A 24,375-nucleotide genomic window follows, 5' to 3' on the forward strand; every position below is an offset into this window, starting at 1 on the left:
AAGCTCTAACCAATTAGAATAACCGGATGGAAATGCTATTAAATTTAATTCACAGCGGTTTATCAGTAGTTCTACCATTCGTCATTCTACTGGGTATTTTAATCTTCGTTCACGAATTGGGGCATTTCCTGGTGGCCCGTTGGTGTGGTGTTAGAGTCGAAGTTTTCAGCTTGGGCTTCGGTAAAAAAATCCTAAAATACAAAAAAGGCGATACTACCTACGCCCTTTCCATTATCCCACTTGGTGGATACGTTAAAATGTTTGGTGAACAACCAGGCGTTGAGATTTCCGAGGAAGACAAAAAGGTTGCGTTCACGCATAAGACGGTATGGCAGCGTATCGCTGTTGTTCTTGCCGGTCCTTTGATGAACTTCTTTTTTGCCATCTTCGTACTAATGATGGTGGCCTTCATCGGTGAAGATGCAAAAGCACCGATGCTTGGTGATATCAAACAAGATACTGCCGCTTACACTGCTGGCTTCCGTTCCGGAGACCGCGTAATTTCCATTAACGATAAGAAAATCGGAACATGGGAAGAAATCCAAAACGTTCTAAGTCTTAAAGCCAATCAGGATCTGCACCTTGATGTCGTCGTTCAACACGAAGGCAGCCCAGAGGAATCAAAAGTTTCTGTCCTTGCGAAGGCTGAACCAAATCCCAACATCCTAAGTGCCTATGACTACATGGCCAATGTTGAAGGCCTTACAGCTCTTTCTGCTGGCACAACGGTGGGCGTGATTCCAAACACCGCTCTATTTGCCTTGGGTCTGCGTACCGGCGATTCCATTGTCGGCATCAACGGATCCAAAGTCAGCCACTGGAGAGAACTGCAAGCGGCACTTGAAAAAGCCAACGTTAGCGCACCATTGTCTTTGGATATTATGGGCAAACGCGAGGGCGACAAAGAAGACAAGGCTCTTACTGTGACTCTGGCGCCACTTGAAAGCATGAAAACTTTCACGATGAGCAATCTGGGTCTTGAGTCCTCTGAGCTTTATCTAAGTAAAGTCATGGACAACTCCCCGGCAAAAGCAGCGGGATTGAAAGAGGGCGACCGCCTGGTTTCAATCAACAACATTGTTTTGAACAAATGGGACGACGTTATTGCCAATATCAAATCATTTGATGGCAAAAACCCGGTTGATATCAAAGTTCAACGTGAGGGCCAGATCGTAGATTTGAAGATCACTCCTAAAATGACCACGCAGATGACGGCTGCAGGCACCGAGGAAAAGCGCTACACAATTGGTATTGCACCTGTTGTGAACCTTTCCACTCCAGAAACACTGGTGGTGCGCACCAACAACCCGATCGAAGCACTTGTTCGTGGTACCGAGAAAACTTGGGATTTCACTGTGATGACAGTGATGAGCTTTGTTCGCCTGTTTGAGGCTAAAATCTCCCCTAAGAATATTGGCGGCGTCATTTCAATCGGTCAGGCAGCCAGTGAAACATATAAAATTGGTATCACTCCTTTCTTACAGATGATGGCAATTATCTCTGTGAATCTGTTCATTCTGAATCTTTTGCCAATTCCAGTGCTTGATGGTGGACACTTGGTGTTCTATACCATCGAGGTAATAAAAGGAGCTCCGCTGAGTTTGCGCAAGATGGAGATCGCCCAACAAGTCGGTATGGCTTTGTTGATGAGCTTGATGATCTTTGCCTTGTTCAATGATTTTACTCGCATCTTTAGTCTATGAAGATACTCGCAATGGAAACCAGCACCCTGCTAGGCGGGGTCGCTGTTATTCAAGATGGAAAAATCGTCGCTGAAGAATCCTCTCAGCGACAAAAGTCTCATACCGAAATCATTTCCCCATTTGTTGAAAGAACTTTAGAAACAGCCGGTCTTCGACTGGAAGACATTGATGTCTTTGCCGTCGGGCAAGGTCCAGGGAGTTTTACAGGTATTCGTGTCGCAGCCAACGCTGGCAAAACTTACGCGTATAGCTTTAATAAACCCATGGTCACCATAGATTCTTTGATGTTGCTGGCTCAGCAAGCTCGCGAATCCAAGCTCCCGGTTCTGGCAATCATGAATGCTTACAAGAACATGGTGTACCTTGGAATGTTCGATTGTTCGGGTGATGAACCCGTGTACCTAAAAGGTCCAGCCGCCATTCCTGTACGCGAACTTTCCCAACACATCGATCGCGATGTCACGGTTGTTGGTGACGGTTGGGAGACCTATCACGAGTACTTTCCCGAAGAACTAAAAATGAAAATGCATCTGAACTCCGCATTTCCCAATGAGCCTTTGGCAAAAACTTTGGGGTTAATGGCAGAGAAACGCGCCGAACGCGGTCAAACTTTGGACTGGAAATCGTTTATTCCCCTTTATATTCGCGCATCTGAAGCCGAAGAGACTAAAAAAGGAATATTAATTTCCCCCTTGAAATAGGACAGTCCATGGATCGCGACTTCGAACAAGAAAACAACGATGTTTTAGCTTTCAAAAACTCTTCTTCCAAAGACAAGGCTGCAGCCAAAATTTGGGTTACAGCTTCTGGCAAGGGCGGCGTCGGCAAAACGTTTGTTTCTTCAAGTTTGGGAATCACGCTTTCAAAACTTGGTCACTCGGTCGTCATCGTGGATCTTGATCTCAGCGGTGCAAATATTCACACCGTGATGGGCATCAAACCTTCTCATATGAACATTCGCCACTACTTCGAAGGCGTAAAAACACTTCAAGAACTGGTGATTCCGACTCAACATCAAAATCTTTCTTACGTACAGGGTTTCTGGGATTCCTGGTCTCCAATCGACTTTACTATGGAGCAGATTCAATCCCTCATCCCGCAGCTTCACTCTTTGCGCGCTGACTACGTGATCGTGGATTTGGGTGCCGGTGCTCTTGAACCGCACTTGGAACTTTTTAAAGCTGCCGATGAAAAGTTTTTGGTCACAACACCAGAACCTACCAGCATTGAAAAAACCTATCGCTTTATTGAAGCCTTTGTCTGCCATACGCTAAAACAGGATTCCACACCTGATGCCTACGGCAATATGATCTCCACGTTGCGCAGTCACCGCCAACGCACATTGGGTAAACCATTTTCATTCCGTTCCTTCCTGAAAGAACAAACCGGATTGAATTATGACTTCTTCGAAAGTATGACGAATAAGCCGGTTCGCTTGTTGGTTAACAATTGCCGCTACCAAAATAACGCTGAACTGGGTTACGGGATTAAAAGCGTCTGCAACAAGTACTACGACCTTAGTATTGATTTTGCGGGTGCGATCGATTTCGACAATGCAGTGTGGCAGTCAGTCAAAGGCCGTGAACACGTGCTATTCGCCCAACCATTCACAGGTCTGGCGGGACAATTTTTAACCACGTGCAAACAACTTATTGATCCCGAGGAGCTTCGCGCCGTAGTATAATAGGTGCATGGAAGCGACTACTCGTTATAATTACTACGAAATTCTTGAACTACCCGCTAATTCACCTCAACACGAAGTGACTGCGGCCTATGAACGAGCTCGCAATACCTACTCAGGCGAAAATCCAGCTATTTACACAATCTTCTCTGAACACGAAGCCCGTGAATTTTTGGTCCTGATCGAAGAGGCGTATCAGGTTCTTGGTAACAAGATCCTACGTAACATCTACGACCAAAGACTATTAAGCGGCTTGGCCTCCCTCAACGAACTGACTTATGCATCCATCGTTGAAGCCAGCAAAACAGTGACTCCTGCAGAACCAAAAGCAATCGAGAAAAAGCCTGCACCAGTCTTCGAAAAAAACGAAGCCCTGGAAGCAGAGATCAAAGCTCAGGAAAACTGGACAGGCGAATTCATTAAAAAGGTTCGCGAATACAAAGGCATCACTGTTGAGCGCATGAGCGAGATTACCAAGATCAATGCTTGGTATGTAAAAGCCATCGAAAGCACTGAGCCAGATAATCTTCCAGCAGTTGTTTTTGTACGCGGATATGTCGTGCAAATTGCAAGAGCGTTGGGAATTGATGACAAGAAAGTCGCTGATTCCTACATGAAAAACTTCAAAAAAGCGCTTGGAAAATAAATCCAACCCTGAACATTCCGATCAAACAATTCAGCTCACAGCTTTGCCAGAGATGGTTGGTTTGCGTTTGGATAAAGCGCTCGCTTTATTGCCTGAAATCGAAAATCGCACCCGTGCTGCTCATCTGATCGATAATGATCTTGTTAAGGTAAATGGGAAGTCAGCCAAGGCTTCCCAACCTATTAAGTCGACAGACAACATTGAAATCACAATTCCTGCACCGGTTCCCACAGAGCTGCAATCCTACGATTTGAAGTTAGATGTGCTTTTTGAAGATTCAGATGTGATCGTCATTAATAAACCAGCAGGCCTGGTGGTTCATCCGGCCGCAGGACATGCACACGACACCCTGGTGAATGCACTTATCTCGCACACTGATGATCTTTCGATGAAGTTTGGCGAAGAACGACCAGGTATTGTTCATCGTTTGGATAAAGAAACCAGTGGGATCATCGTCGTTGCGAAGAATGACAAAGCCCATGAATCTCTCACTGCACAGTTTAAAGAGCGCAGCACGCATAGAATTTACTATGCAGTTTGCATCGGCACTGCTCGAAACCTAAGTGGCACAATAAAAAGTTTTTTGGCGCGACACCCTGTTGATCGCAAGAAATATGCATCGGTCCTGGGAGATGATCGTCGTCCTTTGCTGGACCCAAATGATCCTCCGGAAATTGGCAAGTGGGCGGTCACGCATTACGAAACGTTGGCACGCAAAAGCGGTCTCAGCTATATGAAAATGAAGCTTGAAACCGGGCGCACTCATCAGATCCGTGTGCATTTATCTGAAAGCGGATTACCTATCGCCGGTGACTCCACTTACGGGGCTGACAAGAAAATTAAATCTGTCGAACAAAGGGTCATTCAAGAAGACCTGCGATCTTTGCCAAGATTCCTGCTGCATGCTGCAGAATTGGGTTTCACCCATCCGCGCACTCAGGAAAGAATGTTCTTTAAAAAAGATTGGCCCGAGGATATCTCTCTCCTGATTAAAAAATGGGGTTTGATGTGAATATCGAAAAAACTCCGCTGGGATACGAAATTAATGCGAATGGTATTTCCTACTTTTTCGGCGGGAAAGAGTCGCAACTGGATAACTTAAAGAAAGCCTATCCTGGCTTTGATTTTGTCAGAGTCAAACAAACTCACAGTGATATAGTCGTGGAGTCCAAAGACGCAAGCTTGGACTACCAGGTAAATGCTGACGGCCTCATTACGACGGCAAAAGGCCTGGCATTGTGTGTGATCACCGCAGATTGCGTACCGGCGCTGTTCTTTCACCCACAAACCGGCACCATTGCTGGTGTTCACGCCGGATGGCGTGGGGTCGCAAATCGTATTTTGATCAATACAATTCACCAGATGGTAAACCGGGGTATTTCCCCGCAAGAAATTGAAGTCGTCATCGGTCCACATATCCAAAAAGACAGCTTTGAATGTGGCAACGATATCAGAGACCAGATTCTGGCAAGTCTTCCCGAGATTTCCTCTGAAGAAAAAGAAATGTTTTATACTGCGATCTCTAGCGATAAATCCCTGGTGGATTTAAATCTGATCGTTAAGTCCCAGTTGGAATCACAGGGAATCTCCTTGGAAAAGGTATTCACTCTGCATTTGGACACAGTCAAAGACGAATTCTTTCACTCCCACAGACGTGATAAAGAAAAAGCCGGTCGTCAAATCAGCTTCGTTGTAAGAACACCATGAAGATTCTTCCTCAAGATTTCTATTTTGAGGATACGATCACGGTGGCTAAATCGCTCCTGGGAAAAACCCTGCATATCAAGACCACGGGATCAGTGCATCAAGCCCGCATTGTTGAAGTCGAAGCTTACCTCGGCATCAAGGATCCCGCATGCCATACCTTTGAAGGTCGGCGAACTCCCCGTACTTCATCCATGTATCTTTCCGGGGGACACAGTTACGTTTATCAAATATACGGAATGTATTTTTGCCTGAATGTCGTCACCCGTTCCGAACAACATCCCGAAGCCGTTTTGATCCGCGCTCTTGAGCCATTGCCCTTGGCCGCAAAGTTCGAAAAATCGCAGCTGGTTTCCAATGGTCCCGGCAAACTTTGCAGACACTATGAAATCAATAAGGATCACAACGGGTTGCAAATGTGGCGAAAACAATCGGCACTCTGTATCAGTGACAGTGGTTTTAAGGTTACAACGAGTCAAATCATAGAACGACCTAGAATCGGGGTGGACTATGCGGGAGATGCTGCTCTATGGCCATTGCGATTCTATCTGGCTGATAACAAATTTGTCTCAAGGAAATAACCCGCCCCGTCCAGCCTCATTGCATTTTCATTTCAAACACACGTCTATTTGGACTAAGATGAGAACCGCAACAGGAGTACACAATGAAAATCAATATCGGCATCAATGACAAAGACAGAAAAGAAATCGCAAAAGGTCTATCCACATTGTTGGCAGACACTTACACACTTTATCTTCAAACTCATAATTTTCACTGGAACGTTGAAGGCCCGATGTTCCAAACTTTGCATTTGATGTTTGAAACTCAGTACAACGAATTGGCATTGGCAGTTGATTCCATCGCTGAACGCATTCGTGCTTTGGGTCATTACGCACCAGGTACTTATGCAGAGTTCTCAAAACTTTCTTCTATCAAAGAAATTCCAGGCGAAAAACTAAGCGCAACTAAAATGATCGAAACACTTGTTCACGGTCAGGAAACTGTGGCTCGCACTGCTCGCAGTATTTTTGCGGTAGTTGAAAAAGCCAGCGATGAACCAACAGCCGATCTATTAACTCAACGACTACAGATTCACGAAAAAACTGCGTGGATGCTTAGAGCTTTGTTGGAAAAAAAGTAGATTCATATAAACATGGGGTTTTAATCATAAACCCCATATTTAAAATCCCCCGTGTGCACCACTGTGCACACATTATTTCAAGCACTCAAGCCACCCCATCTGCAATTAAACTGCAAGACACGGCTTCAGAATAAAATAGCACCCAAAAACTGACGATTCCCAGCCTTATGATCATTCAAGGCAAGTCTCTGAAATTCCGATTTATTAATAGCTATTGTGGCTAGCATAGCGCGACTCCGCGGGAACGTATTTTAAGGAGCTTTCAACGTGGCAAACAGAGTCTTGGCTTTATTTGGCGCAATTATATTAAGTCTCTCGGCAAATTCCGAGGCGGCTTCCGTTGCTTCATCAAGCTCACTCACATACCAAGGGCGAATAGTTAAATCAGACGGAACTCCATTCCAGAACTCAAACGTTTCTTTCGTCTTTCAAATCATGGATCCTTCGGGCCAATGTTTAGTTTATCAAGAGCAAGTTACTGCAATCAATCTGGCAAATTCAGACGGTGTCTTTGATGTTCCCATCGGCAATGGGTCCATTCAGTACATAGCAGGTGCTGGCGCGGGAACCGTGGTTGATATTTTCAATAACGGTCTAACTTACATGTGCGGATCTTGTACCAACAACGGCATGTCTTACACTTGCTCTGCGGGAACTTCTTCGTATAGCGCCACTGCAACTGCAGGTCGTCTTTTGAGAGTTTCATTTCATGACGGCTCGGGCTGGCAAACTATCTCACCGGATAATGACATCAGAGCAGTTCCTTACGCAGGTCATGCACAAACAGCGCAAAAACTTGGCGCAAATATCGCCAGTGATTTCGTTTTAAAGAATGACATCAACAATAATGGAACAATCTCCATTGCCTGTGGTGCCGGTGAGTTCCTCAGCTGGAATGGAACGAAGCTTGTTTGTGGAACTCCGAGTAGCGGAGGTGGCGGCAGCGGCACTGTCACACAAATCAATGCAGGGACAGGACTTACGGGTGGACCGATCACAACTACAGGAACGCTTTCTTTAAGTACTTCCGGCGCTACCGCAGGAACTTATGGTTCTGCGACGGCTGTTCCAGTTATCACAGTTGATACTTATGGTCGCATCACCTCGGTTAACAATACGACAATCACTGGCGCAGCCCCAACTGGATCTGCCGGCGGAGATTTGAGTGGCAGCTATCCGAATCCGACAGTCGCAAGAATCAGTGGTGTACCACTATCAATTTCTTCACCCACTAATGATCAATTCTTAAAATACAGTGGTGGCAGCTGGATTAATTCAGGCATACAACAAAGTGATGTTAGTGGTTTAACAACGACCTTCGGCAATTACGTTGCCTACTCAAGTCTTCCGACTTGTAACTCTGCTGCATCGACATTGTCTTTCATCTCCCCTGTCGGCGGATTCGCCTGTACGGCGATCTCAATCACGGGTGCGAATGTCAGTGGTAATATCGCAGGAAATGCGGCTGGCTTTACTGGTACTGTTGCTGGCGATGTCACCGGAACTCAAGGGGCAACTGTGGTTGCAGGTATTCAAGGAAGAGCCGTTGCCAGCACGGCACCGACATCCAATCAAGTTTTGCAATTTAATGGAACCCAGTGGACGCCTGTCACCATGAATTCTTTAACAGGCATCACTGATTCGAATAACACGGCCCTTGGACAAAGTGCACTGACGGCCGTCGTGTCGCCAGCAAACTCAAACACCGCGATAGGAAATTATGCTTTGCAGTTGTTAACAACTGGAACCGGCAATACTGGTGTTGGATACTACTCTCTAAATAAAACCACAACTGCTATACATAACACGGCCATTGGTGTGTTCTCTTTAGGGAGCAATACTACCGGATCTTTTAATACGGCATTGGGCCGTTCCGCATTGGCATCAAGCACAACGGGCGATCTCAATGTTGCCGTAGGATATGAATCTCTTTTAACCAGTACTACGGGCAGACAAAATGTCGCCGTCGGAGTCTACTCTTCTCAGAAGAATACTACTGGAAGTGAGAACGCCGCACTGGGAAACTATTCCCTGCAAAACAGCACCGTCGCGTGGGGAAATGTCAGTCTTGGCTATAGCGCCATGATGTCTAATATTCAGGGAAGTAGAAACGTCGCGGTCGGAAGAGCCGCATTGGCATCCAACGTAGCATTAAATGAATCGACTGCTGTTGGATATGGTTCTATGAGCGGTTCGGACCCCACGACAACAGCTGCGAACAGTAAAAACACTGCTCTAGGGGCATACTCCCTATCTGGAAGCGCAACGGTCGCAAATAATACTGGCACAACAAACACAGCCCTTGGCCATTCTGCACTTATGGGAATGTCTTCGGGATCTAACAATATCGGTGTCGGCTACAATGCTGGTTCTGCGATCACAACCGGAAGCAACAACGTCGTGATCGGTTCGAATGATGGAACGGCCATCGCAACTTCTTCCAACAATATTCTGATCGCCGATGGAGCCGGTAACGAAAGAATGCGCATTCTATCTTCCGGCAACGTAGGTATCGGAACCATTTCACCGGATAAGAACCTTACCATTATTGGTGGAGCCAACACGGGGATTCGTGTCGAAGGAACTTCGGGAAACACACACTTAGACTTTACCGTCGGCGGGACAGTTAAAACGAGCTATTACTGGGACATGCTGAACAATATTTCTGTTTTAAATGGAACTGGTACAGCATCGACAATCAATCCCAACGGTGGCTTTGTCGGAGTGGGCACAATGTCACCCTCTGCACTTCTACACGTAAATGGTTCGGCCCTGGCGACAGCTTGGAATACTAGCTCCGATATGCGCCTGAAAGAAAATATTATTGAAATCCAAAACCCACTTGAAAAAATTCTGAGTCTACGTGGAGTTGAGTTTGATTGGCGCCATGATGTTAATCAACCAACGAAGCACGAACAAAGGCACGACATTGGTGTCATTGCCCAGGAAGTCGAAAAGCAATTTCCAGAGGCAGTAACCTCAGTAAAAGATGGCTATAAATCTGTCGCCTACTCGAAGCTGGTTTCGCCTATTATTGGAGCAATTAAAGAACTCTATGCGAAATTCAAAGGACATGATGAACAGCTTGAAAAGCAGGCTCGCGAATTGGCATCTATCAAAGAAGAGAATGCGGAAATGAAAAAAGCTCTCTGTGAACTTGGTAAAACTGCTTTCTGCAAAGGGAAATAGAGCCCACGGATTTTGGGCAAAAAAAATCCCGCTTGTGAGCGGGATTTAGAATCTAAAAAAATGGTGGCTTGAGACGGAATTGAACCGCCGACACAAGGATTTTCAGTCCTCTGCTCTACCAACTGAGCTACCAAGCCATTCGAGAGACATTGGTTTAACTTTTGCCCCCCTGCCTGTCAACAATTAGACTTTGTCGAAAGCAGATTTTAGGTCACCCAATAGGTCGTTCAGGTCCTCAATTCCCACTGAAAGACGAATCAAGCTGTCATCGATGCCCAAAGCCTTGCGGTTTTCAGCTGGCACGGAGGCGTGCGTCATGATCGCTGGATGTTCAATCAAGCTCTCAACCCCGCCCAAACTCTCGGCCAACGCGAAGATTTCTACATTTTCCAAGAACTTACGGGCAGCATCCATTCCACCTTTGATGTAGAACGTGATCATTCCGCCGTAACCATGCATCTGTTCCTTGGCTAATTTGTGCTGAGGATGACTTTCCAAACCTGGATAAATCACTTTTTCAACCTTAGCGTGACCCTCAAGGAAGCGGGCAACAGCCATCGCATTCTCCTGATGCGCCTTCATACGCAAAGGTAAAGTTTTCAAGCTTCTCAAGCACATGAAGGAATCAAAAGGACCTTGAATCGGACCCATGGAGTTGGACAGGAATGCCATGCGCTCTGCGATGTCTTCACGAGAAGTCACGGCCACGCCACCAACCACATCACTGTGTCCACCTATATACTTCGTCGCAGAGTGAACCACGATGTCAGCACCCAACTCCAGGGGACGTTGGAAGTACGGACTCATAAAAGTATTATCAACGGCTACGAGGATGCCTTTTGCTTTCGCAATCGCGCAGATCTTTTTGATATCAACCAATTTCAATGTTGGATTTGTTGGAGTTTCCAACCAAACCATTTTTGTATTTGGTTTGATGGCCTTTTCAAAGTTCTCAACGTTCGTCAAATCAACGAATGAAAACTCCATGCCATCATGGCGCAAAACTTTATCAAACAAGCGGAAAGTACCGCCGTACATATCATCCATGGCGATCACATGGTCACCACCTTTGATAAGATGCAAAATCACAGTCGTTGCTGCGCAACCAGAAGCAAATGCAAATCCATACTTGCCACTTTCCAGGCTGGCCATGCAATTTTCATATGCACGACGAGTGGGGTTGTGAGTGCGAGAATACTCCCAGCCCTTGTGAACGCCAGGGGAGGATTGTACATAAGTCGAGGTCATATAAACCGGAGTCATAATAGCGCCGGTTGTTGGATCCGGTGATTGGCCCGCGTGAATCGCGCGGGTTGCAAAGCCAAGTTGAGAATTCGTATTTTTCATGTCTTTACCTGCTATTTAGAAAGATTTTTAAGGGCTTCTTCAGCGCTAATCACTCTGTTGAAAACGGATTTTACATCATCCGCCTTCAAAAAGCCGTTTTCGATCATCCACTTGTCATTAAACGCTTTGCTCAAGTACTGACGGCCGCTATCAGGGAAAATCACCACGATATTTTGTGGTTTCTCAATTTTCTCTGCATACTTCATGGCAGCGACCAACGCTGTTCCACTGGATGGCCCAACCAAAAGACCCTCTTCAGCAACCAATCTGCGAGTCATTTCGAAAGCTTCTGGGTCACCGACACGAACAAAACCGTCATAGATATCCAAGTGAACGTTGCCTGGAAGCATATCTTCGCCAATACCCTCAACTTTATAGGAACCTGGAGGGTCCACGATCTTTTTATGATAATAAAGATCATAAAGAATCGAACCAATTGGGTCCGCACAGATGATTTTAACTTCAGACTTCTTCTCTTTTAGGAATTTAGCACAGCCTGAAAGAGTTCCTCCAGTACCAGCACCACCCACCAAAACATCCACTTTACCATTAGTTTGACTCCAGATTTCTGGACCTGTTGTCTGATAGTGGCGTGTTGGGTTGTCATTGTTAAAGAACTGATTCGTCAAAAACGCTCCGGGAATACCATCAGCGATCTTTTTTGAAACAGTATAGTGGCTTAGCTCATGCTCTGGCTCCACCATCGGAGTGATGACCACTTGGGCGCCATAAGCACGCAAAATAGCTCTTTTTTCTTCACTCATTTTCTCGGGCATCACAAATATACATTTGTATCCCTTAACAGCTGCTGCCAATGCCAAACCAACCCCGGTGTTTCCAGATGTTGCTTCAACAATGGTACCGCCCGGCTTCAAATCACCGCGTTTTTCAGCTTCTTCGATCATCGCCACGGCAACACGATCTTTGATGCTGCCGCCAGGATTAAAGTACTCAACCTTTGCGAAATATTTATGTTTTGAGTTCTTAGTTACGTTACGAAGTTCCACCAACGGGGTGTTCCCGATGGTTTCCAGGATCGATTTATAGATTTGTGACATGATTGACTAGCTTTCTAAGTCTCTGCTTCTGTTGGAACGAAGTAAGACTGTGTTCATAGACTGCAAAACTGTATTCATTTGAGTCATCGGATCTCCGGAATATTCCATTCCAAGCTCTGAAGTCAGCTGTTTCACCAGATTTCTGTTTGGTTGATCTTTCATCAACTCTTCAACCAGCTTTTCAAGTGATACCGTCTTCTTTTTAGTTTCAAGCTCAGCCATGGATTTCCCCCAACGGGCTCACTCTATCACCCCCCTCCCAAAGAGTGAAAAAAATTTTGCAGCAGCGGACCAAAAAGCAGCAGCAGAAAGGCCGGAAACTGGAATAAAAGAAGGGGGATCAGCAATAAAAAAGGAAGTCTCGTGAGCTTTGTACGAATATCATCCTCACAAGCCTCCAACATCTCCTCTTCCAGGCTGACAATGACATTATATATGGCCTCGCCGCGTATTCCGCGCTCCAAAAGCTGCAAAAGCACCTGCCGATGGGGAGATAAGGACTGATTAATGAGGCCATGCGTGACCTTTCCTTGCTGCAACAGCGCCAACCAGCGACCCACAAGAGATGGAAAATCGCCCTGATGCCGTTTTAAATAGTTCATCACGCCAACTTTCGTGGGTTGACCTTTCTCAAGTGCCCGTTTCACGCATAACAATAGCGCCAACGGGGGTGCTACACCTTCCATTTCATCCTCCGACCCACACTAAAAATAATAATCAGCCCAAAAACGAACATAAAAAGAGAGCCCAAAATTAAAAATCGATGGCGAGCGAAGCCAAATTGCACAAATACAAACGCCAAAAGGGCGCAATAAAGGGCGGTGACAATTATCGCCTGCATCTTTATCTGCTGGGTCACTTGTCCGGACCTACGTCGAAAATTTTCTTCCACTTTGTACTGCCGGCGCAGCGCTTTTGCCTGATCAATCACGCGCGTCTGTGACCGGTCGATCTCAAGAAGGTCCGCCTGCAAATCCTTTATCCGTGCGGATTTCGTGGCGATGACAATTTCCGCCGTGACTACGGAATTGTAAATTTCGCGCAGCTGATTCCTTTGCCAGCCACTTTGACTTTCGATCGCCACATGAAGACTTTGTCGAAAGGATTTTCCTGCTTGAAGCCCCAAAATAAGGTTGTCCAACATGGGGATCACGGCCATGGAAAGTCGCTGAGTAAGAAAAATGCGGAAAATTTCCGGAAAAAACTTTAAACTTATTAAAAGAATGCCGAAGAAAAGCCAGAGCGATACCGCAGAGTCGGAAAGCGCGGCGATAAAAGTGATCGCAACCAAGTTCAAGATCATCAAAGACCTTGAAGTTCGTTGAGAGATTGCAAATTCCCGCGCGATGTTGGCAAGAGAACGCTGAACGAGCGCTTGTCCGAACATCGAAAGCATAAAAAAAGTGATCAAGAGGTGCCTCCTTGGGTTCTTGTTGATCGCAAAAAATATGCAAGAAATTTTTTTGTTGACGGCGGTGGTCGATTTGGGAAGACTTAGGGTAAGTAAGGTTTTTTACAAGTAAGTAACAACAACAACGTTTGCATCCTAGGAGGAGCACATGGCAAAGAAAGCAGCAAAAAAAGCTACTAAAAAAGCAGCAAAGAAAACTACTAAAAAAGTAGCAAAAAAAGCTACAAAAAAAGTAGCTAAAAAAGCTACTAAAAAAGCTTCTAAGTAGTTAGACGCTGTACTAATTTAGTACACTGAACCCCAGAGGCAACTCTGGGGTTTTTTTATGCCTGAAACCCGCTCCAGTAGCGGGTTTCAAATAAAAAAGGCCCGCATCTCTGCGAGCCTTTTTTATTTAAATTTCTGAACTTTTTTTTAGAAGTAGTACAAAGCTCCGACCGTTCCTGAAGGAAGCAATTGTGAGCGCTTCACTTCATACATCGCAACCACTTCTGCGAACACAGAAACTCCGGCCAAATCTCCGGACAATTGATTGTACTGAAGGCCGAAAGATCCGTTCAAAAAGTCAGTTCCAAACTGCCCGGAACGTTTCTCATCGTCGGTTAAAACACGGTCTAAAATCCCCGATTCCTTCCAAGAAGTGGAATTTCCCATCGAATTATACCAACGAGAATAACCTGCAGTGTAATAAGGTGCGATATAATCGCCCTCAAAGGCATGTTTCCATGAAAATTGGATGGAATTATATCCGGGACCTGTTCCGAATCCCGCTACAACACTGTTTTCATCTTCGAAATTAAACTCGCCAGTGATTCCAACCAGCCCCAATTGACCACCCACAGACATTCCCAGTCCGACTTTACGACTTTGGCGCATGCTTAGAGTTGAAGAGTAGGTCATCCCCAGGCGCTCGGCGCGCATGGAGTCGCTATAATCCTGCTCGATACTCAGTGCTTTGGATGAAACAGACGAAGAATCAGACCACAGATCTGTCGTGGAAATCTCGGCAAAGGAAATACTTGAAGTCAGCAAGGCAAGGATTGCGACGCCGGTGAAACGTTGGAACATGGAAGCCTCCTTTTAGTTTCAGACCTAAAAGATTCGGGCTCTGACGCCTTCTTTTTGCAAGAACTGTTTAATAGCCGGGCCATCAAGCGGTTCCAAACGGAAAAGAAGCTTATGAACCAGGTCATAAGTGTCTTCAGCCTTTTTAGATCGAAGATTGGACGTAAGATAAGCTACGTCATCGCTAATTTTAATAGAATTATCAAGCAACCGTGAAATTTCAGGATTTTTAGTGGTTTTATCCAGCAATACCAGCGTTCGATTGAAGTTTGTAACCAACAAATCCATCTGCTTGATTACGCTGGTGACAGATCCTTCGTTCTTTTCCAAAATTTCGATCATTTTTCCCGCTAAACCGTAACCTTGGGATAAAAGCTGATCAATTCGCGGAGGATCTTCACCACGAACATACTCACCCGATGCAAATTCCCCGGAAGTTGCCGACCCTGGAGAGATTTCCAGAAACTTTTCCCCAATGACACCCGCAAGATTGATGAAAAATTTGGAATCTTTACGGACACTCGTCCAGGCCTTCTTATCGATGGTGATGGTTAAACGCAATTTTACTTCTTCCCCGTCAGCCATTTTGTGTTCTGGATCAAAAGCTATGGACTTCACTTTGCCCACTTTAATACCCATGACTCGAACTGGAGATCCCTCTTCAATTCCACCCGCAAAATTGAACATCACATTTAGTTCTTTAGTATTTGAAAACGGGGTTATGAAACCCATGGCATAAGCAAATGCTGCCACCATGATTAAACTAACCAGAGCTAACAAACCGACCTTGGTTTCCACTTTCATAAACGCTCCCGAATAGGATCAATAAAGATAACTAAAAGTATAAGATAAAATAAAATCGATAACAATAATTGCGATCGAAGCCACGACCACAGTATTTGTGGTCGCTTTGCCAACACCTTCCGCGCCCTGTTGGCAACGGAAACCGAAATAACAGGCCACCAAAGGAATCACTCCACCGAAGCAGGCACCTTTTATCACTGCAAAATACACATCTTTAAACTGCACAAACCTGTGCATCGAACTGATAAACATCCCGGGCGTGTAGCCCAAATACGTCTGACTGATCAGCATGGCTGCGAACAAACAGGTCATATTTGATATTAAAGTAAGAATAATTCCACCTACCACGCAGGCAAAGAATCTTGGAATAACCAGGTAATTAATCGGATCAATTCCCAGCATTTTCAAAGCGTCGACTTGTTCGGTGATCTGCATGGTACCGACTTCAGAGGCATAACCGGCCCCCACTCGGGAACACAATAGCAGAGCGGTCACAATCGCTGCGAGTTCGCGCAATATCAAAACAGCTGCAAATCCCGGCACCATCGCATCGTTTTGAATGACCAATTTCATGTGAAATGATGACTCAAGAATAGTGACAATGGCCGCAAAGCAAACACAAAACACGATAATAAAAAGGCTGCGATTTGCGACGAAGTGAAGTTGCTGAAAAAACTCTTTGTAACGGAAAGGTCCATATAAAGCGATCATGATCTGTAACCTCTGATTGCTTGGATAAGCACTTCTCCAAGAAAGCTGGTAAACCAATCCATCACCACAATGCAAATCATCGTGGTAACCGCAGTTGCGACGACGGCTCGCCCCACACCTTTTGCCCCACCTGTCGTGGTGTATCCCTTGTAAGTGCAAATTGTTGCAAGTACGACCGCAAAAACCAGACTTTTAATCAGTCCGCTTAAAATTGAAATCGGATGGACAATTGTAGGGATGTGGCGAATGTATTCTTCTGCTGAAATTCCCGCAAAAGCCTGCGCCAGAGCCATGCCACCAAATACCGACATCATTAAGCCCGCCGCCAAAAGAAAAAAGCTCGATATGACTATACCCAGGAATCTTGGAACGATGATCTCCTGAATGGGATCTGCCCCTAAACAGCGAACGGCGTCAATTTGCTCTGTGACTCTCATGGTACCCAGCTCAGCTGATGTATATGCGCCGACTTTTCCGCTTAACATGAAGGCGATTAACATCGGGCCTACTTCACGGAAAGTCGCACTGGTCGCGAGACCACCCAAGAAACCCAAAGCACCGAATTCGCGAATAGGCATTGCGAATTGCACGGCCATAATAGCGCCCACGAAGAACCCCGCCATTGCCGTCGTCGGAAAGGACTCGATCGAAACTTTCCAAATCTGAACAAAGATCTCATGCACTTTCAGCTTTTTTACAAAGACTGTACTGATTATCGTCTTAAGAAAAATAAGTGTGCCGCCAATTTCATCCAGAATTCCCACTGCAAAAGCCATCATGCCAGCACCTCGGCCAGAAAGTCCTTCACCAGTGGTACTTCCGATTTTTTTAGTTCGTCTGGCGTGCCCATTTCAACGATTTGCCCTTTATCAAGCACGATGATTCGATCTGCAATTGTAAGAGCACAATTCATGTCATGACTGACTACTATGGATGTTGTCTTCAGAGTTCTTGATAGATCCAGGATCAGCTTATTCACCGCTGTCGTCGTAACCGGATCCAGACCTGTGGTGGGCTCGTCGAAAAGAAGGATTTTTGGATCCAAAGCCACCGTACGTGCCAGACTGACTCGCTTTTGCATGCCATAGGAGATCTGAGCTGGGAGCTTTTCATCGACTCCATTCAAATGCACCAGGCGAAGGGCTTTCGTGACTTTTTCCCTTATGATTTCTTCGGAAAAATCATAATGTCGGCGCAGTCCGAAAGCCACGTTTTCAAAAACAGTCAGTGAATCGAACAAAGCCGGATGTTGAAAAACCATGCCGCATTTTTTTCGAATCGGCAGGTATTGTTCCTCGGTAAACTTGGCCACTTCCTGACCGTCGATCCAGATTTCACCCTGATCCGGTGTTAACAGTCCCACAAGATTTTTCAATAAAACTGACTTGCCTGTTCCGGAGGTTCCTAGAATAAATACGATTTCGCCCTCGCGAATAGTCGCCGAAAGTCCATTAAGGACTGTGCGATCTCCGAATCTTTTGACGATGTTTTTGAATTCTATCACTCTGAAATTTTAGAGTTGGATACTACACGGGGTCAAGCGCCGTCAGAGGTCCCTCAAGAAGGCCGCGTACAAACTGGCGCACCCTTGGATCAGCATGATTTTCTGTTTCTTTCGGAGATCCAGTGATAATCACTTCTTCATTTACAACCATCGCAATTCGGTCCGCCATTTGATAGGCGCGATTCATATCATTCGTCACCGCTACAATCGTCGAGTTGTTTTGTTGTTGCAGTGTTTTTATCAGCGTGATGATTTTCTTTGAAGTGATTGGATCAAGTCCCGCTGTTGGATCGTCATAAAAAATTATTTGTGGGTCCAAAGCCAATGCCCGAGCGATTCCCAGACGCTTTTGCATGCCTCCACTTATTTCATCAGGATACAAATCACGCGCATGGGGGATGCCGACAGCATCCAAAAAACTCTCAGCTTTCTTTGTTATTTCCCACTCCGAAAGACGAGTTGTCTCCCTTAGCGGAAAACAGATGTTTTCAATGCAAGTCAAAGAATCGAACAGGGCGTTCTTTTGAAACAGGATTCCCATTTTTTTAAGAAGTGGAAGCTTGTCTTTGCTGCCTAGCGTTGACCAATCGCTTTGTTCAACAAAAACTTTGCCATTCTGAGGGGTTACCAGACCTGATAAAGTCTTCAGTAGAGTTGTTTTACCCTGTCCACTTGGGCCAATAATGACAAAAGCTTCGCCGGACTTGATATCTAAATTTACGGAGCGCAACACGACCTGTGAGTCAAAAGTCACAGATACGTTTTGCAAACGCAATACACTCCCCATTTTCCCTACCTTCCATCAGTCCTGCGCCGAGCGGTAATCCTTGTCTCTGAGTATGATTTGATATTGAATGGGGCCACAAACGCAAGTTCATAATCGGAGTTAGTACATGAATATTCATGAGTATCAGGCCAAAGAAGTCTTGAGAAAGTTCGGAGTAGCGACGCTTAAAGGTAAGCTGGCTCACTCTCCAGAAGAGGCAGTTACTGCTGCTAAAGAAATCGGTGGATCAGTTTGGGTTGTTAAAGCTCAGATCCACGCTGGTGGCCGCGGTAAAGGTGGCGGTGTTAAAGTTGCTAAGTCTTTGGACGAAGTTTCCGCATACACTAAAAACATGATCGGCATGACGTTGGTGACTCACCAAACAGGCCCTGAAGGTAAAGTTGTTCAAAAAGTTTTCATCGAACAAGGTTGCAACATCGCTAAAGAATACTACGTTGCCTGCTTGATCGACCGTGCTACTGGAAGAGCTGCAATGATGGCTTCTTCTGAGGGCGGAATGGATATCGAGGAAGTTGCAGAACACAATCCAAACGCGATCATCAAAGTCGACATCGATCCAACTGTTGGTTTGATGCCGTTCCAGGCTCGCGAGTTGGCATTCAAAATCGGTATGGCTCCAGAGATCGTAAACAAAGCTACGAAATTCTTCACGGGTCTTTACAATGCGTTTATCGCTACTGACTGCTCTATCGCAGAGATCAATCCTCTAGTTGTTACTAAAGAGGGCGACGTTCTTTGCCTGGACGCTAAAATGAACTTCGATTCAAACTCATTGTTCAGACATCCAGACATCGTTGAAATGCGCGATCTTAACGAAGAAGAGCCTTCTGAAATTGAAGCTTCCAAGTTCGATCTAGCCTTCATCAAACTTGATGGTAACATCGGTTGCCTGGTGAATGGTGCGGGTCTTGCGATGGCGACTTTGGACATCATCAAATTGCACGGTGCTGAGCCTGCAAACTTCCTGGATGTTGGCGGCGGCGCTAACAAAGAGAAAGTTACTGAAGCGTTCAAAATCATCCTTAAAGACAAAAACGTAAAAGGCATCCTGGTTAACATCTTCGGTGGTATCATGAAATGTGACATCATCGCTGAGGGCGTAATCGCTGCCTCTAAAGAGTTGGGTCTTAAAGTTCCACTGGTTTGCCGCCTTGAAGGTACAAACGTAGAACTTGGTAAAAAAATGTTGAAAGAGTCTGGCTTGAACATCACTCCAGCAGACAATTTGACTGATGCAGCTAAGAAAATCGTTGCTGCGATTAAAGGATAAGCGAACATGGCAATTCTTATTAATAAAAACACAAAAGTAATCTGCCAAGGTTTCACTGGTGCTCAAGGTACATTCCACTCTGAGCAGGCATTGGCATACGGAACAAAAATGGTTGGTGGTGTGACTCCAGGTAAAGGCGGCACAACTCACATCGGTCTTCCAGTGTTCAACACTGTGAAAGAAGCAAAAGAGGCTACAGGCTGTAACGCTTCTGTGATCTTCGTACCTCCTCCATTTGCTGCTGACTCTATCATGGAAGCTGTTGATGCTGATTTGGATCTTGTGATCTGTATCACTGAAGGCATCCCAGTTCTTGATATGGTTAAAGTAAAAGAATACATGAAGGGTAAACGCACTCGTTTGGTTGGTCCAAACTGCCCAGGCGTTATCACTCCAGGCGAATGCAAAATCGGTATCATGCCGGGCCACATCCATAAAGCAGGTCGTATCGGCGTTCTTTCACGTTCCGGCACATTGACTTACGAAGCTGTTGGTCAATTGACTGCACTTGGTATCGGTCAATCCACTTGCGTAGGTATCGGTGGTGACCCAGTGAATGGTACAAACTTCATCGACGTATTGAAATTGTTCAATGAAGATCCAGACACTGACGGTGTAATCATGATCGGTGAAATCGGTGGTACTGCTGAAGAAGAAGCTGCTGAATACATCAAAGCTCACTTCAAGAAACCTGTAACTGCGTTCATCGCTGGTGCTGCGGCTCCTGCTGGTAAACGTATGGGTCACGCTGGCGCGATCATCAGCGGCGGCAAAGGTACTGCTGAAGCGAAGTTCAAAGCGCTTGAAGCTGCTGGTTGCAAAATCTCTCGCTCCCCTGCTGACATGGGAACGACGATGCAATCTATGCTTAAGAAGTAGTTTTAAGTCATATATTTGAAACTAAAAACCCACGGTGATGAACCGTGGGTTTTTTTATTCCGAAAGCAGACTGGATCATAGTCGGGTATAAATGTTGAACAAAATACTGCCGACTAGTTCTGTATGCTAAGAATGATTTCGACCTTCTTTACCATCTTAATATCCGCAAGCTTTGTTTACGCTGATGCAAATCAAGTAAGGGATTTTGGCTTTGGCCTAACTCCGGATGAACTGGTCGCACAAGGCTACAAGTCGGTCGTCAAGTCGTCCGGAAATCATATTTACCAAAAGCAAACTGAACATGAATTTAAAAAGATCGTTTCTCTTAAGAATGAGTATGTAACCACAGCCTATAAAAATGATTTCGACACCTACTTTCAGTATACAAAGCTGGATGATGAGGGAAATGTACTTGGCATGGCTGAATGCAAATTCCAAGGTGGGGTGAAATCCACTCTGTGCGATGTACAAACCACGGAAATTTGTCATGAGCTAATTGAAAAAATTGAAACCGGAGGCTTTGGATTTGATCTAAAGAAAATTCAAGAATGCGCGGATCTATCGTCGAAAATAAGCTACAACCGAAAAAGCGTTGATGCATTCTTGCCTGAAGTTCAAAAAAATATCGGAGCTATATACCCAGGAATGCATTCGGCTGTTGTGAAAGCGCCTGCAGTTTCATTGCAAACGCTTCTTAAGGACTATGCTGCCTGCAAAAAAGTGAAAGGCCATTTGGCCAAACCCGCAGGATCAGCTGCTGCCACCAAAGATTCAGCGACAGCAAAAAAAGCAACGCAATAACTAGTTACTGACAAACCAAACCAGGCTCGTTGCCTTCGCTGCGGAAATCAAAATATTCGCGCTTATCAAGATCATTTACGAACAGTTGACCTGTGTATTTACCAGTAGCTGTTCCGCCTGCAATTTCCGGATAAAGCTGCAAGTAAACTCCACCTTGAGTTGCATCACCACGCATGCTCAGATCACCATATTGGGATAACGGAGAAAGCGTAACTGGTGTGGAGTATTGGTTGTGTGCGCCGATTCTCTTAACAATCAGGTTTGCACCAATTGTGTTGAACCCCACCCAAGGATTTTGCGCATCAACAGCGCGGCTCAATTGCACTGTCACGATTGCCTCCTCACCGATAGTTTTACAACGCAACTGTGTGAAGGATGCCATAGAAACTAGCGGGAAATATGCCACGAAAATCAATGCAAGCACGGCTTTCATAAAAACTCCTTAAAGTGAGCCCCCCGTTTACTCCCGCCACCCCTCCGAGGCAAGCCTCAACCCTAATTAAAAACTCATTGAAAATGCCCCTGTCAAAACAGTCGACAATTGACCCGGTATAAATTACGAATTCCCCAAAGACTTCACCTAAATAGACCCCGCATTTGCTAAGATGCAGACCAATGAAATCACTGGGAATTATTTTATTAATATTCACTGCCGGATGTGTTGCGAAAGATTCCGGAACTGCCTCCGTAAAGAATGGCGCCGCCGTTTATTACGATGGTGATTCCCGCGAAGAGGTCACAGTCCAAGATCGCACATGGGTCGTGGCTCAGGCGACAGCCATGATTTACGATGGTACCCGCAAGAATTTTCCATTTCTTAAAGACATGTATCCCCTGTGTGCAAATGAAAGATTTCAGGAGCAACGACTTGTGGGCCACTGTAGCGGTGTCTTGATCGCTCCTAATAAAGTTCTAACCGCCGCGCACTGCATGCAAAATTCCAACTCTTGCCCCAATGCACGATTTGTATTCGGTGCTCATAACACAGCATCGAATTTAATTATTTATTCCTGCAGCCGTGTGCTTTCGCTGGATATCAAAATGGATTTCGCCATCGTGGAGCTTGATCAAGCTGCCGAAGGTGTCAGACCAGCTCAAATTGCTGCTGATTTTAATTTGCGTGAAGGCGACCAAGTGCTGAGCTTGTCATACCCCTTGGGTTTGCCACTAAAGCAGGATGTTGGCGTGGTCAGGGACATTCAAAGCAATTCAAACTTTTTCAAGGTTTCAGTCGATACATTTGCCAGCAGCTCGGGCTCCCCACTATTCAATAAACGCGGTGAAGTCGTGGGTATTCTAAGTCGCGGTGCCGATGACATCCTGGAGGATGATATTTATAGAGTTCAAACTCGCGGCGGCTGCATTAACTTTAATAGCTGTAAAAACGGTTCCTGCACCGGCGAAACATTCTTAAAGGCAGCACTGATCAGCGACAAAATCTAAACTTGCCTTGACCCTTGGCGCCTAGGAATTATGCTTCAGATATCAACCTTTACTGAAGAACCGAGAGCGCTATGAATCCTTCTCAACGAATTGAGTTTTCAAAGAACTGGCTTACCAACGACGTCTTCCCTCTTTGGAGTGGCAAAGGCATTGATCGTAAAAATGGTGGCTTCGAAGAAAATTTAACCTTCGAGGGCGAGCCCATGGAAATGCCTCGTCGTGCAATGGTGCAATCCCGACAAATCTATTCATTCCTGACCGGAATGCGTATGAACACGATATCCAAAGATGTTGGCACCTTTGCCGTCAATCAAGGTGTGCGCTACATGATTGATAAATACCAACAACCTTCTGGTGAATTTAGTTATTCGGTGCTGGCAGACGGAACTCCCAAAAGCATGAATCCAGATCTTTATACACAGGCGTTTGCGCTTTTTGGTTTGGCTCAGGCTTACCAATTAGATCCGAAACCAGAATACAAAACTCGCGCAAAAGATTTGATCAAATACCTTTATCGCGAGCGCAGTGTGAAAGCTGGTGGCTTCACCGAGCTGGATGAAAAAGGAACTGTTTCTTTCAAATCAAATCCGCACATGCACATGTTTGAATCTGCCATTGCCTGGATGCAGATCGATAAGGATCAAGAATGGTGGAAGCTGGGTGAAGAGCTGGCGAATCTGGCTTTGACTAAATTCATCGACCCACAAACCGGCATTCTAGGCGAATATTTCGACGAAAAATGGAACCATCTTCGTGACAACGGCAAGTTCGTTTACGAGCCTGGCCACCAATTCGAATGGTCATGGCTGTTTTCCCTGTATCAGGATCTGACGGGCAAAGACTGCAAAGCCGTTCGCCACAATCTTTTCCTTTCCGCCGATAAACACGGAACTGATCCTGTAAGAAAAATCGCTTTTGACGAAATGTGGAGTGATTTCACGCCTAAACTGACTTCTTCGCGCTTTTGGCCACAATGTGAGCGTATAAAAGCAGCAGTTCGCCTGGCCAAAGAAGTCCCGGCCACGGAACAGGCCGTCTATCACAAAGCTGCCGATGATGCCATGGACACCCTGTTTAAGTTCTTTGCGACCCCGAAAAAAGGCATGTGGTACGACCAGCTTTCAGCTCAGGATACTTTTTCTGGAAATTTCTCTAAATCCAGCTCTTTATACCATATTATCAATGCCTTAGAGGAGTACGTAAACTTGCGAAATTAGGACGGAAAGCTTGA

26 protein-coding genes and 1 tRNA gene are annotated in these 24,375 nt (G+C 45.6%); 14 read left to right on the forward strand and 13 right to left on the reverse strand.

All coding sequences use genetic code 11. The features are described from left to right. Positions 1–26: 26 nt before the first annotated feature. The 9 genes from rseP to ACLVWR_RS05945 all read left to right on the forward strand — a co-directional run bounded on the left by rseP (position 27) and on the right by ACLVWR_RS05945 (position 10,064). Positions 27–1,703, forward strand: a complete 1,677-nt coding sequence (gene rseP / locus ACLVWR_RS05905; protein WP_413582950.1) for an RIP metalloprotease RseP — start codon at positions 27–29, stop codon at positions 1,701–1,703. Then, positions 1,700–2,404 (forward strand): tRNA (adenosine(37)-N6)-threonylcarbamoyltransferase complex dimerization subunit type 1 TsaB, encoded by a 705-nt coding sequence (gene tsaB / locus ACLVWR_RS05910; protein WP_413582951.1) that lies wholly within the window; start codon positions 1,700–1,702, stop codon positions 2,402–2,404. Before rseP ends, tsaB begins: the two co-directional genes overlap by 4 nt. Before the next feature lie 8 nt (positions 2,405–2,412). Continuing rightward, a complete protein-coding gene (locus ACLVWR_RS05915; protein ID WP_413582952.1) occupies positions 2,413–3,387 on the forward strand; it encodes a P-loop NTPase in 975 nt (324 codons plus the stop codon). Between the two features lie 7 nt (positions 3,388–3,394). Beyond that, positions 3,395–4,030: a helix-turn-helix domain-containing protein gene (locus ACLVWR_RS05920; protein ID WP_340598086.1), complete on the forward strand. Its 636-nt coding sequence runs from the start codon at positions 3,395–3,397 to the stop codon at positions 4,028–4,030. Continuing rightward, positions 4,020–5,042: an RluA family pseudouridine synthase gene (locus ACLVWR_RS05925; RefSeq protein WP_413582953.1), complete on the forward strand. Its 1,023-nt coding sequence runs from the start codon at positions 4,020–4,022 to the stop codon at positions 5,040–5,042. The genes ACLVWR_RS05920 and ACLVWR_RS05925 overlap by 11 nt, the downstream gene beginning before the upstream one ends. After that, positions 5,039–5,737, forward strand: coding sequence for a peptidoglycan editing factor PgeF (pgeF, locus tag ACLVWR_RS05930; RefSeq protein WP_413582954.1), 699 nt, complete (start codon positions 5,039–5,041; stop codon positions 5,735–5,737). Before ACLVWR_RS05925 ends, pgeF begins: the two co-directional genes overlap by 4 nt. Continuing rightward, complete coding sequence (locus ACLVWR_RS05935; protein ID WP_413582955.1) at positions 5,734–6,315, forward strand: DNA-3-methyladenine glycosylase; 582 nt, start codon at positions 5,734–5,736, stop codon at positions 6,313–6,315. Before pgeF ends, ACLVWR_RS05935 begins: the two co-directional genes overlap by 4 nt. Positions 6,316–6,398: 83 nt before the next feature. Then, a complete protein-coding gene (locus tag ACLVWR_RS05940) occupies positions 6,399–6,875 on the forward strand; it encodes a Dps family protein (RefSeq protein ID WP_413582956.1) in 477 nt (158 codons plus the stop codon). Positions 6,876–7,142: 267 nt separating this feature from the next. Then, positions 7,143–10,064, forward strand: coding sequence for a tail fiber domain-containing protein (locus ACLVWR_RS05945; protein WP_413582957.1), 2,922 nt, complete (start codon positions 7,143–7,145; stop codon positions 10,062–10,064). Positions 10,065–10,125: 61 nt separating this feature from the next. Here the strand turns inward: ACLVWR_RS05945 and ACLVWR_RS05950 are convergent. From ACLVWR_RS05950 to ACLVWR_RS06005, 12 genes are all read right to left on the reverse strand, one after another. Continuing rightward, a tRNA-Phe gene (locus ACLVWR_RS05950) sits at positions 10,126–10,201 on the reverse strand. A gap of 46 nt (positions 10,202–10,247) precedes the next feature. Continuing rightward, a complete protein-coding gene (locus ACLVWR_RS05955; protein ID WP_413582958.1) occupies positions 10,248–11,411 on the reverse strand; it encodes a cystathionine gamma-synthase in 1,164 nt (387 codons plus the stop codon). An 11-nt stretch (positions 11,412–11,422) separates the two neighbouring features. Next, positions 11,423–12,469: a PLP-dependent cysteine synthase family protein gene (locus ACLVWR_RS05960; RefSeq protein ID WP_413582959.1), complete on the reverse strand. Its 1,047-nt coding sequence runs from the start codon at positions 12,467–12,469 to the stop codon at positions 11,423–11,425. A gap of 6 nt (positions 12,470–12,475) precedes the next feature. Then, on the reverse strand, positions 12,476–12,691 hold the full coding sequence (locus tag ACLVWR_RS05965) for a hypothetical protein (RefSeq protein WP_340598094.1): 216 nt from the start codon (positions 12,689–12,691) through the stop codon (positions 12,476–12,478). A gap of 26 nt (positions 12,692–12,717) precedes the next feature. Next, positions 12,718–13,155, reverse strand: a complete 438-nt coding sequence (locus ACLVWR_RS05970; RefSeq protein ID WP_413582960.1) for a hypothetical protein — start codon at positions 13,153–13,155, stop codon at positions 12,718–12,720. Beyond that, positions 13,143–13,880: a hypothetical protein gene (locus ACLVWR_RS05975; RefSeq protein WP_413582961.1), complete on the reverse strand. Its 738-nt coding sequence runs from the start codon at positions 13,878–13,880 to the stop codon at positions 13,143–13,145. The genes ACLVWR_RS05970 and ACLVWR_RS05975 overlap by 13 nt, the downstream gene beginning before the upstream one ends. A gap of 414 nt (positions 13,881–14,294) precedes the next feature. Further along, positions 14,295–14,948 (reverse strand): hypothetical protein, encoded by a 654-nt coding sequence (locus tag ACLVWR_RS05980; RefSeq protein WP_413582962.1) that lies wholly within the window; start codon positions 14,946–14,948, stop codon positions 14,295–14,297. 24 nt (positions 14,949–14,972) lie between these two features. After that, positions 14,973–15,749 (reverse strand): MlaD family protein, encoded by a 777-nt coding sequence (locus tag ACLVWR_RS05985; protein WP_413582963.1) that lies wholly within the window; start codon positions 15,747–15,749, stop codon positions 14,973–14,975. 18 nt (positions 15,750–15,767) lie between these two features. Beyond that, the gene (locus ACLVWR_RS05990; RefSeq protein WP_340598099.1) at positions 15,768–16,460 is read right to left on the reverse strand and encodes an ABC transporter permease; all 693 of its coding nucleotides are present in this window, start codon (positions 16,458–16,460) and stop codon (positions 15,768–15,770) included. Then, positions 16,457–17,239, reverse strand: a complete 783-nt coding sequence (locus tag ACLVWR_RS05995) for an MlaE family ABC transporter permease (protein WP_413582964.1) — start codon at positions 17,237–17,239, stop codon at positions 16,457–16,459. The genes ACLVWR_RS05990 and ACLVWR_RS05995 overlap by 4 nt, the downstream gene beginning before the upstream one ends. Continuing rightward, positions 17,236–17,964: an ABC transporter ATP-binding protein gene (locus ACLVWR_RS06000; RefSeq protein WP_340598101.1), complete on the reverse strand. Its 729-nt coding sequence runs from the start codon at positions 17,962–17,964 to the stop codon at positions 17,236–17,238. Before ACLVWR_RS06000 ends, ACLVWR_RS05995 begins: the two co-directional genes overlap by 4 nt. A 22-nt stretch (positions 17,965–17,986) precedes the next feature. Beyond that, positions 17,987–18,751, reverse strand: coding sequence for an ABC transporter ATP-binding protein (locus ACLVWR_RS06005; protein WP_413582965.1), 765 nt, complete (start codon positions 18,749–18,751; stop codon positions 17,987–17,989). 106 nt (positions 18,752–18,857) lie between these two features. On the opposite strand from ACLVWR_RS06005, the gene sucC reads away from it, so the two are divergent. The 3 genes from sucC to ACLVWR_RS06020 all read left to right on the forward strand — a co-directional run bounded on the left by sucC (position 18,858) and on the right by ACLVWR_RS06020 (position 21,701). After that, entirely contained in the window at positions 18,858–20,021 is a 1,164-nt protein-coding gene (sucC, locus tag ACLVWR_RS06010; protein WP_413582966.1) for an ADP-forming succinate--CoA ligase subunit beta, read from the forward strand. Positions 20,022–20,027: 6 nt separating this feature from the next. Further along, positions 20,028–20,900 (forward strand): succinate--CoA ligase subunit alpha, encoded by an 873-nt coding sequence (sucD, locus tag ACLVWR_RS06015; protein WP_413576318.1) that lies wholly within the window; start codon positions 20,028–20,030, stop codon positions 20,898–20,900. A 123-nt stretch (positions 20,901–21,023) separates the two neighbouring features. Then, positions 21,024–21,701: a hypothetical protein gene (locus ACLVWR_RS06020; protein WP_413582967.1), complete on the forward strand. Its 678-nt coding sequence runs from the start codon at positions 21,024–21,026 to the stop codon at positions 21,699–21,701. 4 nt (positions 21,702–21,705) lie between these two features. Here the strand turns inward: ACLVWR_RS06020 and ACLVWR_RS06025 are convergent, their stop codons facing one another. Further along, positions 21,706–22,134 (reverse strand): hypothetical protein, encoded by a 429-nt coding sequence (locus ACLVWR_RS06025; RefSeq protein WP_413582968.1) that lies wholly within the window; start codon positions 22,132–22,134, stop codon positions 21,706–21,708. Positions 22,135–22,316: 182 nt separating this feature from the next. Between ACLVWR_RS06025 and ACLVWR_RS06030 the strand changes: the two genes are divergently transcribed. Together ACLVWR_RS06030 and ACLVWR_RS06035 are read left to right on the forward strand one after the other, a co-directional pair. Then, positions 22,317–23,144 (forward strand): trypsin-like serine peptidase, encoded by an 828-nt coding sequence (locus ACLVWR_RS06030; protein WP_413582969.1) that lies wholly within the window; start codon positions 22,317–22,319, stop codon positions 23,142–23,144. A gap of 71 nt (positions 23,145–23,215) precedes the next feature. Next, positions 23,216–24,361 carry an AGE family epimerase/isomerase gene (locus tag ACLVWR_RS06035; protein WP_413582970.1) on the forward strand — a complete coding sequence of 382 codons (1,146 nt, stop codon included), beginning with the start codon at positions 23,216–23,218 and terminating at the stop codon, positions 24,359–24,361. Positions 24,362–24,375 lie beyond the last annotated feature (14 nt).

It is taken from the genome of Bdellovibrio sp. HCB288, from assembly GCF_047305935.1.
GTDB lineage: Bacteria > Bdellovibrionota > Bdellovibrionia > Bdellovibrionales > Bdellovibrionaceae > Bdellovibrio.

Excerpts from the sequence above, each read along its gene's own strand:
- rseP (WP_413582950.1), top strand. The coding sequence starts at position 27 with ATGGAAATGCTATTAAATTTAATTCACAGCGGTTTATCAGTAGTTCTA.
- tsaB (WP_413582951.1), top strand. The coding sequence starts at position 1,700 with ATGAAGATACTCGCAATGGAAACCAGCACCCTGCTAGGCGGGGTCGCT.
- ACLVWR_RS05915 (WP_413582952.1), top strand. The coding sequence starts at position 2,413 with ATGGATCGCGACTTCGAACAAGAAAACAACGATGTTTTAGCTTTCAAA.
- ACLVWR_RS05920 (WP_340598086.1), top strand. The coding sequence starts at position 3,395 with ATGGAAGCGACTACTCGTTATAATTACTACGAAATTCTTGAACTACCC.
- ACLVWR_RS05935 (WP_413582955.1), top strand. The coding sequence starts at position 5,734 with ATGAAGATTCTTCCTCAAGATTTCTATTTTGAGGATACGATCACGGTG.
- ACLVWR_RS05940 (WP_413582956.1), top strand. The coding sequence starts at position 6,399 with ATGAAAATCAATATCGGCATCAATGACAAAGACAGAAAAGAAATCGCA.
- ACLVWR_RS05955 (WP_413582958.1), bottom strand. The coding sequence starts at position 11,411 with ATGAAAAATACGAATTCTCAACTTGGCTTTGCAACCCGCGCGATTCAC.
- ACLVWR_RS05960 (WP_413582959.1), bottom strand. The coding sequence starts at position 12,469 with ATGTCACAAATCTATAAATCGATCCTGGAAACCATCGGGAACACCCCG.
- ACLVWR_RS05965 (WP_340598094.1), bottom strand. The coding sequence starts at position 12,691 with ATGGCTGAGCTTGAAACTAAAAAGAAGACGGTATCACTTGAAAAGCTG.
- ACLVWR_RS05970 (WP_413582960.1), bottom strand. The coding sequence starts at position 13,155 with ATGGAAGGTGTAGCACCCCCGTTGGCGCTATTGTTATGCGTGAAACGG.
- ACLVWR_RS05980 (WP_413582962.1), bottom strand. The coding sequence starts at position 14,948 with ATGTTCCAACGTTTCACCGGCGTCGCAATCCTTGCCTTGCTGACTTCA.
- ACLVWR_RS05985 (WP_413582963.1), bottom strand. The coding sequence starts at position 15,749 with ATGAAAGTGGAAACCAAGGTCGGTTTGTTAGCTCTGGTTAGTTTAATC.
- ACLVWR_RS05990 (WP_340598099.1), bottom strand. The coding sequence starts at position 16,460 with ATGATCGCTTTATATGGACCTTTCCGTTACAAAGAGTTTTTTCAGCAA.
- ACLVWR_RS05995 (WP_413582964.1), bottom strand. The coding sequence starts at position 17,239 with ATGATGGCTTTTGCAGTGGGAATTCTGGATGAAATTGGCGGCACACTT.
- ACLVWR_RS06005 (WP_413582965.1), bottom strand. The coding sequence starts at position 18,751 with ATGGGGAGTGTATTGCGTTTGCAAAACGTATCTGTGACTTTTGACTCA.
- sucC (WP_413582966.1), top strand. The coding sequence starts at position 18,858 with ATGAATATTCATGAGTATCAGGCCAAAGAAGTCTTGAGAAAGTTCGGA.
- sucD (WP_413576318.1), top strand. The coding sequence starts at position 20,028 with ATGGCAATTCTTATTAATAAAAACACAAAAGTAATCTGCCAAGGTTTC.
- ACLVWR_RS06020 (WP_413582967.1), top strand. The coding sequence starts at position 21,024 with ATGCTAAGAATGATTTCGACCTTCTTTACCATCTTAATATCCGCAAGC.
- ACLVWR_RS06025 (WP_413582968.1), bottom strand. The coding sequence starts at position 22,134 with ATGAAAGCCGTGCTTGCATTGATTTTCGTGGCATATTTCCCGCTAGTT.
- ACLVWR_RS06030 (WP_413582969.1), top strand. The coding sequence starts at position 22,317 with ATGAAATCACTGGGAATTATTTTATTAATATTCACTGCCGGATGTGTT.
- ACLVWR_RS06035 (WP_413582970.1), top strand. The coding sequence starts at position 23,216 with ATGAATCCTTCTCAACGAATTGAGTTTTCAAAGAACTGGCTTACCAAC.